Annotated in this window: 17 protein-coding genes, 1 tRNA gene and 2 pseudogenes; 12 read left to right on the top strand and 8 right to left on the bottom strand. The window is 40.4% G+C overall.

The window, feature by feature from the left end:
* Nucleotides 1–11 precede the first annotated feature (11 nt).
* The 3 genes from acrA to rsmA form a co-directional block, all read right to left on the bottom strand.
* Nucleotides 12–1,208: a multidrug efflux RND transporter periplasmic adaptor subunit AcrA gene (gene acrA / locus BKK54_RS03520; RefSeq protein ID WP_077541556.1), complete on the bottom strand. Its 1,197-nt coding sequence runs from the start codon at nt 1,206–1,208 to the stop codon at nt 12–14.
* Nucleotides 1,209–1,242: 34 nt separating this feature from the next.
* Nucleotides 1,243–1,806 (bottom strand): efflux transporter AcrAB transcriptional repressor AcrR, encoded by a 564-nt coding sequence (gene acrR / locus BKK54_RS03515; protein ID WP_077541554.1) that lies wholly within the window; start codon nt 1,804–1,806, stop codon nt 1,243–1,245.
* A 191-nt stretch (nt 1,807–1,997) separates the two neighbouring features.
* Nucleotides 1,998–2,861 carry a 16S rRNA (adenine(1518)-N(6)/adenine(1519)-N(6))-dimethyltransferase RsmA gene (rsmA, locus tag BKK54_RS03510; protein ID WP_077541552.1) on the bottom strand — a complete coding sequence of 288 codons (864 nt, stop codon included), beginning with the start codon at nt 2,859–2,861 and terminating at the stop codon, nt 1,998–2,000.
* Between the two features lie 220 nt (nt 2,862–3,081).
* On the opposite strand from rsmA, the gene infA reads away from it, so the two are divergent.
* The 7 genes and pseudogenes from infA to BKK54_RS11910 form a co-directional block, all read left to right on the top strand.
* The gene (gene infA, locus BKK54_RS03505; RefSeq protein WP_005627617.1) at nt 3,082–3,300 is read left to right on the top strand and encodes a translation initiation factor IF-1; all 219 of its coding nucleotides are present in this window, start codon (nt 3,082–3,084) and stop codon (nt 3,298–3,300) included.
* Nucleotides 3,301–3,498: 198 nt separating this feature from the next.
* Nucleotides 3,499–3,876, top strand: coding sequence for a 30S ribosomal protein S6 (gene rpsF, locus BKK54_RS03500; RefSeq protein ID WP_077541550.1), 378 nt, complete (start codon nt 3,499–3,501; stop codon nt 3,874–3,876).
* Entirely contained in the window at nt 3,863–4,189 is a 327-nt protein-coding gene (gene priB, locus BKK54_RS03495) for a primosomal replication protein N (protein ID WP_077541548.1), read from the top strand. Before rpsF ends, priB begins: the two co-directional genes overlap by 14 nt.
* 11 nt (nt 4,190–4,200) lie before the next feature.
* On the top strand, nt 4,201–4,431 hold the full coding sequence (rpsR, locus tag BKK54_RS03490) for a 30S ribosomal protein S18 (RefSeq protein ID WP_018355466.1): 231 nt from the start codon (nt 4,201–4,203) through the stop codon (nt 4,429–4,431).
* A 15-nt stretch (nt 4,432–4,446) separates the two neighbouring features.
* A complete protein-coding gene (gene rplI / locus BKK54_RS03485) occupies nt 4,447–4,896 on the top strand; it encodes a 50S ribosomal protein L9 (RefSeq protein ID WP_077541546.1) in 450 nt (149 codons plus the stop codon).
* Nucleotides 4,897–5,044: 148 nt separating this feature from the next.
* A pseudogene (locus BKK54_RS03480) lies at nt 5,045–5,402 on the top strand (IS1595 family transposase); the annotation flags it as partial.
* A 22-nt stretch (nt 5,403–5,424) separates the two neighbouring features.
* A pseudogene (locus BKK54_RS11910) lies at nt 5,425–5,651 on the top strand (IS481 family transposase); the annotation flags it as partial.
* A gap of 51 nt (nt 5,652–5,702) precedes the next feature.
* On the opposite strand, the gene BKK54_RS11990 reads toward BKK54_RS11910, so the two are convergent.
* The 3 genes from BKK54_RS11990 to BKK54_RS03470 form a co-directional block, all read right to left on the bottom strand.
* The gene (locus BKK54_RS11990) at nt 5,703–6,020 is read right to left on the bottom strand and encodes a tyrosine-type recombinase/integrase (protein WP_347876293.1); all 318 of its coding nucleotides are present in this window, start codon (nt 6,018–6,020) and stop codon (nt 5,703–5,705) included.
* Nucleotides 6,021–6,034: 14 nt separating this feature from the next.
* On the bottom strand, nt 6,035–6,889 hold the full coding sequence (locus tag BKK54_RS03475; protein WP_244153095.1) for a tyrosine-type recombinase/integrase: 855 nt from the start codon (nt 6,887–6,889) through the stop codon (nt 6,035–6,037).
* Nucleotides 6,890–7,089: 200 nt separating this feature from the next.
* Nucleotides 7,090–7,179 (bottom strand) — tRNA-Ser (locus tag BKK54_RS03470).
* Between the two features lie 125 nt (nt 7,180–7,304).
* Between BKK54_RS03470 and dauA the strand changes: the two genes are divergently transcribed.
* From dauA to dusC, 5 genes are all read left to right on the top strand, one after another.
* The gene (gene dauA / locus BKK54_RS03465; protein ID WP_077541544.1) at nt 7,305–9,047 is read left to right on the top strand and encodes a C4-dicarboxylic acid transporter DauA; all 1,743 of its coding nucleotides are present in this window, start codon (nt 7,305–7,307) and stop codon (nt 9,045–9,047) included.
* Nucleotides 9,048–9,108: 61 nt separating this feature from the next.
* Nucleotides 9,109–9,825 (top strand): ribonuclease PH, encoded by a 717-nt coding sequence (rph, locus tag BKK54_RS03460; RefSeq protein ID WP_077541542.1) that lies wholly within the window; start codon nt 9,109–9,111, stop codon nt 9,823–9,825.
* A gap of 9 nt (nt 9,826–9,834) precedes the next feature.
* On the top strand, nt 9,835–10,476 hold the full coding sequence (gene pyrE, locus BKK54_RS03455) for an orotate phosphoribosyltransferase (protein WP_077541540.1): 642 nt from the start codon (nt 9,835–9,837) through the stop codon (nt 10,474–10,476).
* 71 nt (nt 10,477–10,547) lie between these two features.
* Entirely contained in the window at nt 10,548–11,408 is an 861-nt protein-coding gene (gene djlA / locus BKK54_RS03450; protein WP_077541538.1) for a co-chaperone DjlA, read from the top strand.
* Between the two features lie 3 nt (nt 11,409–11,411).
* Nucleotides 11,412–12,398 carry a tRNA dihydrouridine(16) synthase DusC gene (gene dusC, locus BKK54_RS03445; RefSeq protein WP_077541536.1) on the top strand — a complete coding sequence of 329 codons (987 nt, stop codon included), beginning with the start codon at nt 11,412–11,414 and terminating at the stop codon, nt 12,396–12,398.
* Nucleotides 12,399–12,438: 40 nt separating this feature from the next.
* Here the strand turns inward: dusC and dapF are convergent, their stop codons facing one another.
* Both dapF and lexA read right to left on the bottom strand, forming a co-directional pair.
* Nucleotides 12,439–13,263 (bottom strand): diaminopimelate epimerase, encoded by an 825-nt coding sequence (gene dapF, locus BKK54_RS03440; RefSeq protein WP_077541534.1) that lies wholly within the window; start codon nt 13,261–13,263, stop codon nt 12,439–12,441.
* A 134-nt stretch (nt 13,264–13,397) separates the two neighbouring features.
* Entirely contained in the window at nt 13,398–14,021 is a 624-nt protein-coding gene (gene lexA / locus BKK54_RS03435; protein ID WP_077541532.1) for a transcriptional repressor LexA, read from the bottom strand.
* Nucleotides 14,022–14,090: the final 69 nt, after the last annotated feature.

Genomic DNA, 14,090 nt, shown 5'->3' with positions numbered 1-14,090 from the left:
TTCCTAGCCTATTAGAGATTGGTTTTCTTCGCAGGTTCGGTTCCACCAACGATATCTTTCTTAATCCACTCAACAAGGCTGCCATTACCAATACCTTGCTGACCACCGGTAATAATTTTATCACCCACTTTCACTTCATCACCTTGTAATTGGGAATAAATCCCTTGGCGATCTTTGGTAAATACCGTGATTTGTTTTGCGCGATAGAGTGAATCTAATTTTGGATTATCGGCAAATTTCGCTTTATCTTCTTCGGATAACGGCTCTAACAAATAAGAAATTTCACCGTACATGTTATAGCTCACCGCCACTTGTGGCACGACGATCTGATTTATCTCTGTCGGTAGCGCAATACGTAAACGTGAGAACATACCGGAAAGCAATTTACGCCCGTCTTCCGGATCGAAAGTCGCCTGAATATCCACTAAACCGGTTGATGAATTAATTGCCGGTTCAATCGCCGTAATACGCGCAGAAAAGGTTTCCCCTTGGCGAGCATCTGTTGTTGCGGTAACACGTTGTCCAAGATGCAATTTATCTAGCTCATTTTGTGAAATCGCAAAATCAATTTTCATAGAGCTAGTGTCTTCTACACGAACAATTTCGGTACCCACATTCACATATTGACCAACATTCACCTTTACAATACCAGCTTTACCATCAAAAGGAGCCACAATCTGACGACGTTCAATGGTTGCTTTTAAGGATTCGATATTCGCCACTTGCGCATCATACGCAGATTTTGCATTATCCACCTCTTGACGGGAAACCGAGCTGCTTGCCAATAAATTTGCATAGCGTTGATAAGTTTGGCGCAATGCCGGAAGTTGTGCCTGTGCCGCTTGAAGGCTCGCACGTTCAACAGAGCTATCAAGCTCAACCAACAAATCACCTTTCTTAACTATTTGCCCATTCTGAACAAATACTTTAGAGACAGCTCCCGCGTTTTGAGCGCTCAGCATCGCCCCTTGATTTGGACGCACAAGCCCTGTGGTATTAATCACCGGAGTCCACTCGCTTGCCTTTACTTCCAATGCAGTAACAGGACTTGAAGACTCCGGCATATTAGCAATTGCCTTACCAATCATAATGCCACGTAACACATTAAAACCGATAACACCGGCAAAAATTAAGACAAACACTACTAAAATAATTTTCATAAAGAAAACATGCGAGCGTTTTGGTCGAGTTATTTGAGTTTGACTCATGTTGTTTAAAGCTCCGTAATACAAAAAATTACTCTTATTTCTGAATTGCCCGCCAAGAGCGTTCAACCACAGATTCTAAAATTTCATGGGTAAGTCCCACATTTAAAAACTTAATATCCGATGCCATTGTCATTGCCGTTTTTAAACTGAGCTGGAAAAGAACCTCATCGGGTAAATCCGCTAATTCATTTGCAGCCTTGGCTTGCAAACAAAAATGATCCCAACGACTATTATCCATTTCCCGACAAAGTTCAGCAAAATTAGGTAAAGACTGATACTGATTTAAGTTTGATAAAACCGTCGGATTTTCTTGCAAAAACTGCCAAATATTCCACCACATCCGTCGATATTGTTGAAAAAAAGATTCCGATTCATCGAAATCCTTCTCCAGTGCTGCCATAAACATAGCAAACACACGCCTAGCAAATTGTTCTAACAACTCATCTTTATTTTTAAAGTAAAGATAAATCGTTCCTGCTGCGACCTTGGCTTCTTTTGCCAATTTATGCATCGAAAGTTGATTTAAACCCTCTTTTGCCATCAGGCAATCCACCGCCATAAAAATTTGCTCGGCAAGATCTGTTTTAGAGTGCCGCATAAAAAAGTCTTAGGTTTGAAAATAAAAAAGGGGAAACATTTACCCCAGGAATGAACGAGCGTTCATTTTAGAGATTTTTCATTTTTTAGCAAGTTAAAAATAAAAAAGTGCGGTCATTTTTCGCCACACTTTAATTCCCACAACTTCATTTCTAAAGGATATAAATCCTTTCTTTTTTACTACATATCCTATTACTCAAACTCAACCATTTCATCTTTTTTGTTTACATCAGCAGGAGGATTAGCCGCTAACCAATTCGCCAAGCGGGCATAATCGGCAATAGAGAGATTTTCCGCACGAGCATTTAAATCAATATCAAGTGCGGTCAAATTTTCAGGAGAAAATAGTGTAGAAAGTGCATTGCGTAATGTTTTACGACGCTGGTTAAAGGCTTGTGAACAAACACGATTGAGACAATACAAATCCTTCACTGGATATGGCAAGTTTACATGGGGAATAAGACGCACTACTGCAGAATCTACCTTTGGCGCAGGCTTGAAAGCACTTGGCGGAACATCTAAAACGGGCATAACTTGACAAAAATACTGTGCCATAATGGTTAATCGTCCATAAGCTTTGCTATTTGGTGCGGCACACAGACGTTTCACCACTTCTTTTTGTAGCATAAAGTGCATATCTTGAATGATGTTATGATACTGAAATAAGTGAAACATCAATGGCGTAGAAATGTTATAGGGTAGGTTTCCAAATACACGTAACTTTTGTCCTTTTTCCACCAAATTCTCTTGACGATAAAGCTCGCCAAAATCAAATTGCATCGCATCATTTTCAATGACGGTAATTTTGTGATGTAGAAATGGGTGATGGCGTAAACGTTCGGCCAGATCACGATCCAGTTCCACCACAGTTAAATGATCGACTTGTTCGGCAACCGGTTCGGTTAGTGCACCAAGTCCCGGTCCTATCTCCAGTAAAAATTGATCCTTTTGCGGATGAATCGCCGCCACAATATTCTGAATGACATTGTTATCGTGCAAAAAATTTTGTCCGAAACGTTTGCGGGCGGTATGCCCTAAGTGTTTTTTTGAGCTCATAATATTCTATCTTCTATTAAAGTGCGGTTATTATAGAACGTGATTTGGGTTTGTAAATCATTGAACTATTGAATCCTTCTCTACACAAAAAGGTTATTTTTTCAGCACAACTTGATTTTCACCTTTCACCTCAACGCAAAAACGGCTATAATCCGCCCGTTTTTCTTAAATTACCGCTGAAAGTGCGGTCAAAAAAATCAGTTATTTTTTAGAGGATACAATGGCAAAAGAAGATTGCATTGAAATGCAAGGTACAATTTTAGAAACATTACCGAATACCATGTTTCGTGTAGAGTTAGAAAACGGTCATGTCGTGACGGCTCACATTTCCGGCAAAATGCGTAAAAACTACATTCGTATTTTAACCGGTGATAAAGTGACGGTGGAAATGACGCCTTACGATTTAAGTAAAGGACGTATTATTTTCCGTAGTCGTTAGTTTTAATGGAATTAATGGAAAAAGAAAACCGATATAAATTATCGGTTTTTTCTTGCCTAAAAAACTGCAAATCGGTTGCAAAAAACAAAAATTTCGATATAATCCGCAACCCTTAGTCACATTCAATTTTTCGTTCCTTGCCTTTGCAGATTGGTGACTAATCTACGTCAAAGGCTGATTAACCCGTAAGGAGCAGTCATGCGTCACTACGAAATCGTGTTTATGGTTCATCCGGACCAAAGCGAGCAAGTACCAGGTATGATTGAACGTTACACAGGTTCTGTTAAAGAAGCCGGTGGTCAAGTTCATCGCCTAGAAGATTGGGGTCGTCGTCAATTAGCGTACCCAATTAATAAATTACACAAAGCACATTATGTGCTTATGAATGTAGAAGCGCCTCAACAAGTCATCGACGAGCTAGAAACGACTTTCCGTTATAACGATGCTGTATTACGCAGTCTTGTTATTCACACTAAGCACGCCGTAACAGAAGCGTCCCCAATGGTTAAAGCTAAAGATGATCGTAAAGTTTTAACTGAAGTTGAAAACAACGATTTTGAGGATGCTGAAGAGTAATTCAAAAATTGATAATCGCTTTTCATTAATCGGCACAGTTTGTCAATTACCAAAGCGATATAAAAGCCCTAATGGCATTGAACATTGCCGGTTTTGGTTGGAACATCGTTCCGAGCAGTTCGAAAGTGGTTTATCACGCCAAGCTTGGTTAAAAATGCCCATTCAAATTAGTGGTAATCAATTAGTAGAAAAAACTCAAAGCATTACGGTCGGCAGTCAACTATTGATTGTAGGTTTCATTACCTCACATAAAACTTCAAGAGGTTTTAGTCAATTAGTGTTACATGCCGAGCAAATCGAATTTATAGATTAGGAGACAGCCAAATGGCACGTTATTTCCGTCGTCGTAAGTTCTGCCGTTTTACAGCGGAAAATGTTGTAGAAATCGATTACAAAGATATCGCTACATTAAAGAACTACATTTCTGAAAGCGGCAAAATTGTACCAAGCCGTATTACAGGTACTCGTGCGAAGTACCAACGTCAATTAGCTCGTGCAATTAAACGCGCGCGTTATTTAGCGTTATTACCTTACTCTGATGCACATCATCACTAAGAAGGAGAAGGTCAAATGCAAGTTATTCTTTTAGATAAAATTGCTCACCTAGGTAATGTAGGTGACCAAGTAGATGTTAAATCAGGTTTTGCCCGTAACTTCTTAATTCCGCAAGGTAAAGCGGTTATGGCAACAAAAGCTAACATTGAACATTTTGAAGCACGTCGTGCCGAATTAGAAGAAAAAGCAGCTAAAGCATTAGCCGCAGCGGTTGAGCGTGCAGAACGTTTAGAAGCGCTTGGATCTGTGACTATCACCTCTAAAGCAGGTGATGAAGGTCGTTTATTCGGTGCAATTACTACACGTGATGTTGCTGAAGCTGTGGTTGCAGCTGGTGTTGAAATCAGTAAAAGTGAAGTTCGTTTACCAAACGGTCCAATTCGTACTCTTGGTGAACATGATGTTCGTTTCCAACTTCACGGTGAAGTATTCGCATCATTAAATGTAATTGTTGTAGCTGAATAGTTTCTTCATACGTTCAAACAAAAAACCCGACTTAAAGCCGGGTTTTTTTGTTTGAAGGATATATATCAGCAAGTAAACCTTTTGTCATTTAAAACTTGGGACTATCCTAGATAACTGACAAATTTTCTATTTAGGATGCAATATCCTAATGAGAAAAAGTCGTCTAAGTCAGAGCAAACAATATAAACTCATTGAGCTGTTTGTTGCCTGAGTGACGGTGGAACCAACAGCAGAGTTGGTAAATGTAAACAAAGCGACTGCAGCATACTACTTTCATTGTTGACGTCTCCTCATCTATCAAAACAGACTTTACTTAGAAACATTTGAAGGTGAAATTAAAGCAGATGAAAATAACTCCTGTGGTGATCGTAAAGGTAAACTTGATCGTGGAACTACGGGTAAAGCCACTGTATTTGGGTTTCTCAAACGAAATGATAAGGTTTATACCATTGCCCTAGAATGCACAGTCAGCAACATTATTGCCGATTATAGAACACACTAACAAAGTGAAACATCTACAAACTAACAATTTGTGAACTCTTTCATAAGACGATTTTGCAGGAATTTTACCAAGCTTCCTTTCACAAGAAAATCTATACGGATTTGAGTACATTGCAAGTGATTTAGATGAATAGTTAGTGTATTATAACCAACATCAAACCCATCAGGGAAAATGTGCTGCAGAAAAACATCGATGGAAACATTGTTTGATGGAAAACCGCATTTGGGTAGAAAAGGATTTAATCTCAAATTAATCTGACAGATACTGTAATTTTAAACGTGGCTGTCAGATTGGGGTTGAGCTTCTACAGATTATCTAGTCTTTCATCGCCCCAACATTGCATAATGGCCTGTCTTGATTTCCACTTTTTCGATTTATCATACGCCTTGCGAACTTTGCCCCTATTTTCATGCGAAAGGCATAATTCGATTGATTCAGACGAAAAGCGATCTAATTCATGTAAATAAGTGCTGGCAATGCTGCGCAAGCCGTGAGCGACTAACAAATCTTTAAATCCCATTCGTTTTAATGCCACATTAGCCGCACCGCTATTCATAGGGCGATTATAAGGCGCAACGCGACTACAAAATACATATTTACGGTTGCCCGTATAACGGCGCATTTGCTCTAACACATTCAAGGCTTGAGAGGAAAGCGGAACACTATGCGCACGTTTGCCGCCTTTCTTCGCTCTGCCGGAATATGTAAGGCTTTCGCCTCCCAGTCAATATCAGCCCATTCTATCGTCACCGCCTCGGAACTTCTCAAAATGCTCAATAACTGCCACTCGATTAAAAGTGCGGTCGGTTTTTTAACATCTGAATTCTGCAAAACCTTGAATAAGTGCGGAAATTCTTCAGGGGTTATGGTTGGATGATTCTTAGTCTCCACATAAGTAAATTCATCGTGAATCTTTCTAAAGGGATTTTTCACGATTAAATTTTCATCCTCTGCCATTCTAAAAATCTGATTAATCGCAATATTGATTTTATAAAGTGTATTGGAATTTTTCAGCGGTGAAAGCGCCAGCGCAAAAGTTTCATAATTTGCCTCATCAATCGGCAAATCTCCAATTTTAGGGAATAAATTCAACTCCACGCGGCGAAAAGCCTCATTAACGGTTTGAGCCTTGAGTTTCCCCAATTTCAAGCGCTTATCACGCCATTTAATCGCCATTTCTGCAAAGGTGATTTTCTTTTCTTCGGTTTCTAATTGCTGTTTTTTTCGATATTCCAAAGGATCTATATTTTGTAATAGCAACGTTCGGCATTCTTCAGCCAATTGACGGGCTAAAGTAAGGGAAAGCGTGGGATAAGCCCCCAAACTAATTTTTTTCTTATTTGCCCATTTGTACACAAAATAAAATATCTTTTCACCATTTGGAAAAATACGAATATTTAAATTTCGCCCATCAGATTTTGAATACTCTTTTGTGCTAGGTTTAAGCGCTTGAATGGTAGTATTTGTTAAAGGTTTTACAAGTTTTGCCATTGTGGTAACTCTCAATAAAATGAAAAACTACCGCATTTTAACCCCCAGTAAAAAGCCCTAAAATTTAGTGGGGGTTATTCTGGGGGTTAAAGCTGCGAACAATAACAAACAATAGCGAACGAAAACAACAAATAGAAAGTTGTTAAAGTGTTGTTTTTACGTTGTTTTTTGACAGAAAAGACGTTATTTGACAAGCTACATGGCGGTGAGAGGGGGATTCGAACCCCCGATGCAGTTTCCCACATACACGCTTTCCAGGCGTGCTCCTTCAACCACTCGGACATCTCACCGTGTTGAGGTGCGCAAACTATAAAGATTTGCAGAAATTTAGTCAAGTTTTTTGAGCCAGAATATAAAAATCTTCTTAAATTTTCGTTAAAATAGCGATATTTTATTCATCTCTTGTTGTTTTTTTATGCACCTCAAATCATTGTTTTCTAAAAATGTGTTTTTAGCCGTAAAACCTTTCAGTGCACTGAAAGATTCATTTCGACTCGGTTATACGAAAAAATCACTATTTCGAGATATCATTGCAGGATTAACGGTCGGAGTCATTGCCATTCCTCTTTCTATGGCATTAGCGATTGCGAGTGGTGTCGCACCACAACATGGGCTTTATACCGCAATTATTGCAGGTATTATCATCGCTCTAAGCGGTGGTTCACGTTTCAATGTTTCCGGCCCCACAGCCGCTTTTGTCGTTATTTTATATCCAGTGACCCAGCAGTTCGGCTTGAGTGGTTTGCTGATGGCAACCTTACTTTCCGGTGTAATTTTAATCTTAATGGCGCTATTCCGCCTCGGTCGACTAATTGAATACATTCCTCTACCCGTTACTCTGGGCTTTACCTGTGGGATAGGTATTACCATAGGGACGCTACAAATTAAAGATTTTCTAGGGTTAAAGATTGAACAAATGCCCGCTCATTATTTGGAGAAAACTCATGCTATTTTTACCGCACTTCCAACCATTAGTTGGTCAGATACAATTGTGGGTGCCACAACATTATTAGTATTAACACAATGGCATAAACTACGTGTTGCGATACCTGGTCATTTACCAGCCGTGATAATCGGAACTATACTGGCATTACTCTTACAGCATTTCGGTTTTTATATCGAGACCATTGGCTCTGCATTCCAATATACGCTACCGGACGGCTCTATAGGACAAGGAATTCCCAATGTATTACCCGATTTTTCCCTACCGTGGAATGTGCCAAATGCTCAAGGTGAATTGATCCAATGGAATTTTGATCGCCTACAGACCTTGCTGCCCGCGGCCTTCTCTATGGCTGTATTAGGGGCAATTGAATCATTACTCTGTGCTGTGGTTCTAGACAATATGACAGACACCAAACATCATTCAAACAATGAGTTATTAGCTCAGGGGTTAGGAAACCTCTTTTCGCCATTCTTTGGCGGCATTACAGCAACAGCAGCTATCGCTCGTTCCACCGCCAACGTTAAATCTGGTGCGGTCTCACCTATTGCCAGTGTTGTGCATGCCCTTTTAGTATTATTTGCGTTATTATTTTTTGCACCAGCTCTTTCTTATTTACCCCTATCCTCTATGGCGGCACTACTTTTAGTCGTGGCCTGGAATATGGCAAGCATACATGAAATAATTAGCCTTGCCCGTCGTTCGAGTAAAAACGAGCTTACCGTATTATTTACCTGTTTAATTTTGACTGTGCTATTTGATATGGTCATCGCCATCACCGTTGGTGTACTCTTAGCGAGCCTATTATTTATTCGCACGATTGCTGAAATGACCAAAGCCATTGAGCAAAATTCACCGGAGGATTTCAATGATGTTTTGGTTTATCGTATCAGTGGCCCTCTATTTTTTGCCGCAGCAGACAAATTGTTTGCGGAGTTACACGATAAAACTGTTCATACTGATCACGAAATCAAACATATTGTGCTACAGTGTGATGCGGTGACCGTATTGGATACAGGGGGGATTCATGCACTCACGCGTTTCGTACAACATATGCTCCCCCATCAGCAGCTTTACTTATGCAATATGCAATTCCAACCTTTGAGAATGTTAGTGAAGTCAAACAGCGCCCCGGAAATACAAAAAATCAATTTTGCTTCGGATTTAAAAGAAAGCTTTAATAAAATTCGTCATTTTGAGGGATCTAATCCATAAGGAAAAACAAAAGCGTGCTAGAATAGTGCGCTTTTTTATTAACAGATTAAAGGAATATTCAATGCGCCCGAATAATCGAGAGAATTATCAGCCTCGCCCAATTAAAATTACCCGCCATTATACTAAACATGCGGAAGGTTCCGTTTTAGTTGAGTTTGGGGATACAAAAGTGCTTTGTACTGCCACGGTGGAAGAGACCGTACCACGTTTTCTAAAAGGTCAAAACCAAGGTTGGGTAACCGCTGAATATGGTATGTTGCCACGCTCTACGCATAGCCGCATGCAACGTGAAGCCACAAAGGGTAAACAAGGTGGACGTACAATGGAAATCCAACGCTTAATCGCCCGTTCTTTACGTGCAATGGTGAATTTAAATGCACTGGGTGAGAGAGCCATTACCCTAGATTGCGATGTCATTCAAGCAGATGGTGGCACTCGTACTGCCGCAATTACCGGCGCGGCGGTTGCATTGTATGACGCAATTAATGGATTAATCAAAAACGGAACTTTAAAAACGAATCCAATTAAAGGGTTAGTTTCGGCGATTTCCGTTGGGATTGTCGAGGGAGAAGCCGTTTGTGATTTAGAATATGTAGAGGATTCAGCGGCAGAAACGGATATGAATGTCGTGATGATGGAAGACGGCCGTATGATTGAGGTACAAGGTACGGCAGAAGGCGAGCCGTTCAGCCATGAGGAATTACTCACTTTACTTGAATTAGCCAAACAAGGTTGCCATCAAATCTTTGCCGCACAACGTGAAGCCCTAGGCTTATAAGGATAGAAAATGGAACAATATAAACGTGATTTTATTGAATTTGCCCTCAGCCGTCAGGTACTGAAATTCGGCGAGTTTACGTTGAAATCAGGGCGTAAAAGTCCATATTTTTTTAATGCGGGTCTCTTCAATAGTGGGGCGGATTTAGCCCGATTGGGTGAGTTTTATGCCGCTGCAATTCAAGCAAGTGCGGTTGATTTTGATGTTATTTTTGGCCCGGCTTACAAAGGGATTCCCATTGGTACAACAGTTTCTGTCGCATTGTTTAATCGCTACGGTATTGATAAAGCCGTCTGTTTTAATCGTAAAGAAACTAAAGATCATGGAGAGGGCGGTAATTTAATCGGCAGTCCGCTACAAGGAAAAATTTTATTAGTGGATGACGTGATCACCGCGGGAACGGCTATTCGTGAATCCATGCAACTTATTCAGGCAAATAATGCCGAATTGGCAGCCGTATTAATCGCCCTAAATCGTAAAGAACGAGGCAAAGGAGAACTTTCAGCCATTCAAGAGGTAGAACGGGATTACCAATGTCGAGTATTATCAATCATTGATTTAGACGATTTAATGCAATTTATTGAACAAGATCCAAAATATCGTGATCACTTGCCAACAATGCGTGCTTATCGTGCAGAATTTGGCGTATAAAACTTGATAAATCGATCTTTGTCGCTATTTTAGGAAATACGCAAAAACAACCGCACTTTTTAGAGGACAGAATGAATTTTATTGGAAAAATTTTAGGGGTGTTCATCGGCTGGAAAATCGGCGGATTTTTTGGTGCCATAGCAGGACTTATTTTAGGCTCCATCGCTGATAAAAAGCTCTATGAACTGGGGGCTGTTAATTCAAGCTTTTTCAATCGAAAAACAACACGCCAAGCACTTTTTATGCAGACAACCTTTGCCGTACTGGGACATTTGAGTAAATCGAAAGGTCGTGTGACCGAAGAAGACATTCAACTTGCCAATCAATTAATGGCACAAATGAAATTGGATGATCAAGGTCGCCGTCTTGCTCAAGATGCATTTCGCCGAGGCAAAGAAACCGATTTCCCTATTCGCCAAGTTATTCGTGAATTTCGTATTGGTTGTGGACAACGTGCAGATTTATTGCGGATGTTCTTACATGTACAGGTGCAAGCCGCATTCTCTGACGCACAATTACATGAAGGCGAAAAAGAAGTGCTTTATGTCATTGCAGAAGAACTTGGACTTTCCCGTATGCAATTTGAACAAATGATTGCGATGGAAATGGCCGCTCGAGCTTTTACTCAAGGAGGGTTTTATCAACAAGGTGCATATCAACAACGTGGCAACTATGAATATCAACAAAATCGTAACGCCTATCAACAATCTTCCGGACCAACGTTGAATGATGCCTATAAAGTGCTGGGTGTGAACGAATCCGATGATCGAAATACGGTCAAACGGGCATATCGCCGTTTAATGAATGAACATCACCCAGATAAACTCGTGGCGAAGGGATTACCGCCTGAGATGATGGAAATGGCGAAAGAAAAAGCACAACAAATCCAGGCCGCTTATGATTTGATTTGTAAATCAAAGGGCTGGAAATAAAGCGTGCGTGTCATTCTCGCCCCAATGCAAGGCGTACTCGATCCTTTTGTACGCCAACTTCTGACTGGAATCAACGATTACGATTTATGTGTTACAGAATTTATCCGTGTTGTAGATCAGTGTCTTCCTGAAAAAGTCTTTTATCGCTTATGCCCTGAACTCAAAAATCAAGGTTTCACACCTTCAGGTACACCGGTACGGGTTCAGTTACTTGGACAACATCCTGATTACTTAGCCGAAAATGCTATTCGTGCCATTAATCTCGGTTCACACGGCATTGATTTTAATTGCGGTTGCCCTTCTAAAACCGTCAATGGAAGCCACGGCGGTGCCGCATTACTCAAACAGCCTGAATTAATTTATCGTGCAACACAGGCTCTACGAAAAGCGGTTCCGATATCCTATCCCGTGAGCGTAAAAGTGCGCTTAGGTTGGGACGATATTTCCCAAGCTATTGAAATTGCCGATGCAGTACAACAAGGCGGTGCGACAGAAATCACGGTTCATGGTCGAACAAAGACTGATGGCTATCAGGCTGATCGCATTAATTGGGAAAAAATTGGTGAAATTCGTCAATCTCTCTCTATCCCCGTCATTGCGAACGGTGAAATTTGGAATTGGCAAGATGGACAAAATTGTATTGCAAAAACAGGTTGTCATGACCTTATGGTAGGGCGTGGCGCATTAAACATACCAAATTTAAGTCATGTCTTAAAATCAAATCTGCCAAAAATGCCATGGACAGAAATTCAGACAATGTTACAAAAATATGCCGAAATGGAGAATTCTCACGATTCGGGCTTTTACCATGTTGCTCGCATTAAGCAATGGTTGCGTTATTTGAATAAGGAATATGAGGAGGCAAATGTGGTGTTTGAAAAGATTAGAACTTGCCAAACTGCGGCGGATTTTCGAGAAAGGTTCACACGCAATATGTCCCTACAAAATAACCAAAAAACAGATTTGAGCATTTTCGACATACTACCGTAATAGCTCAAAAGTGCGGTTAAAATTGACCGCACTTTTTGCTTTAAATTTGAATATATCCATCATAAATATGAGTAGCATCACCCGTCATATAAAGTGGCTGTCCTGCTCCTTGCCATTCAATCATCAAACTTCCCCCCGGTAAATCAACTTGTACTTTGTTATCAAGCAGACCTTGCATGATTCCCACAGCTGCAGCGGCACATGCTCCACTACCACAGGCTTGGGTTTCTCCGGCCCCACGTTCATACACACGTAATTTTATATGGTTACGGTTTATTATTTGCATAAACCCAACGTTAACACGTTCAGGAAAACGTTCGTGATTTTCAAGTAAAGGCCCGAGTTGTTCAACATTTGCACTGTAAATATCTTCTACTTGCACAACACAATGAGGATTTCCCATAGAGACCGCACCGCATAAAACGGTTTGAATGTCTGTACGCAAGATATAATTTTTTTCAAATTTATTCGCGATAAAAGGAATTTTTGCAGGCTCCCAAATGGGTACCCCCATGTTTACACGAACTTGCCCATCGTCTTGCACCGTTAAAATCATTTTTCCTTTTTGGGTGCTAACAGCAATATTTTTCTTATTGGTTAAACCTTTAAGTGTCACAAAACGTGCAAAACAACGAGCACCATTACCACATTGTGAAACTTCAGTGCCATCTGAATTAAAAATACGATAATGGAAATCTAAATCAGGATCGTAAGGCGGTTCAACAATCAAAAGTTGATCAAAGCCAATTCCGCGGTGGCGATCTGAAAGGCGTTTAACGGTTTCCGGAGCCAAATAAACATTTTGTGTAATCGCATCGACAACGACAAAATCATTGCCCAAACCGTGCATTTTGGAAAACTGCATTGCTATCCTTAAATTCTTTAAAGTGATGGCTTCGCATTATAGTAACCAACAAAGGGAATAGCAAATGAGCAAAAACGAGAAAGAAGCATAAAAAATGCGATCAATTTGACCGCACTTTTAGCTTTGATGAATACTTACATCCAAGCATTATTACGAATAATCCCCACAGCAATACCTTCAATTTCAAAGTAAGGCTGTTCTTCCAAGTTTACAACAATAGGCTGAAATTCTTCGTTTTCTGCGTGAAGATAAATTATGGAACCTTTACGCTCATAACGTTTCACTGTAACCTCATCTTCAATACGTGCAACAATTACCTGCCCATTTCTCACATCTTTTGTACTGTGGACAGCGAGCAAGTCACCATCCAGAATGCCGATATCTTTCATCGATTGCCCATAGACTTTAAGCAAAAAATCTGCTTGTGGTTTAAACATTGTGGCATCCACACGATAAGTACCTTCAATATGCTGTTCTGCAAGAATCGGCTCACCTGCCGCAACACGGCCAATCAACGGCAGTCCTTCCTGCTCATCACTTGTACCATCATCTAAAATACGGATACCTCGTGATGCGCCTGAGATAATCTCAATCGCCCCTTTCCGAGCTAATGCTTTCAGATGTTCTTCCGCCGCATTAGGGGATTTAAAACCCAATTCACGCGAAATTTCGGCTCGTGTTGGCGGCATCCCCGTTGTTTCTAAATGCCGTTTTAATAAATCCAATACTTCCTGTTGTCTATTGGTTAATGGTTTCATAGCCACTCCTGTTGTTATATACAGAGATTATGTCATTATATACAGAAGAAAGGCGGTTGCAACCGTTAT

It is taken from the genome of Rodentibacter genomosp. 1 (assembly GCF_001999285.1).
Classification (GTDB): domain Bacteria; phylum Pseudomonadota; class Gammaproteobacteria; order Enterobacterales; family Pasteurellaceae; genus Rodentibacter.
Note: the sequence above shows the minus strand (reverse complement) of the source record. Positions and strands in the feature narration are given on the sequence as shown.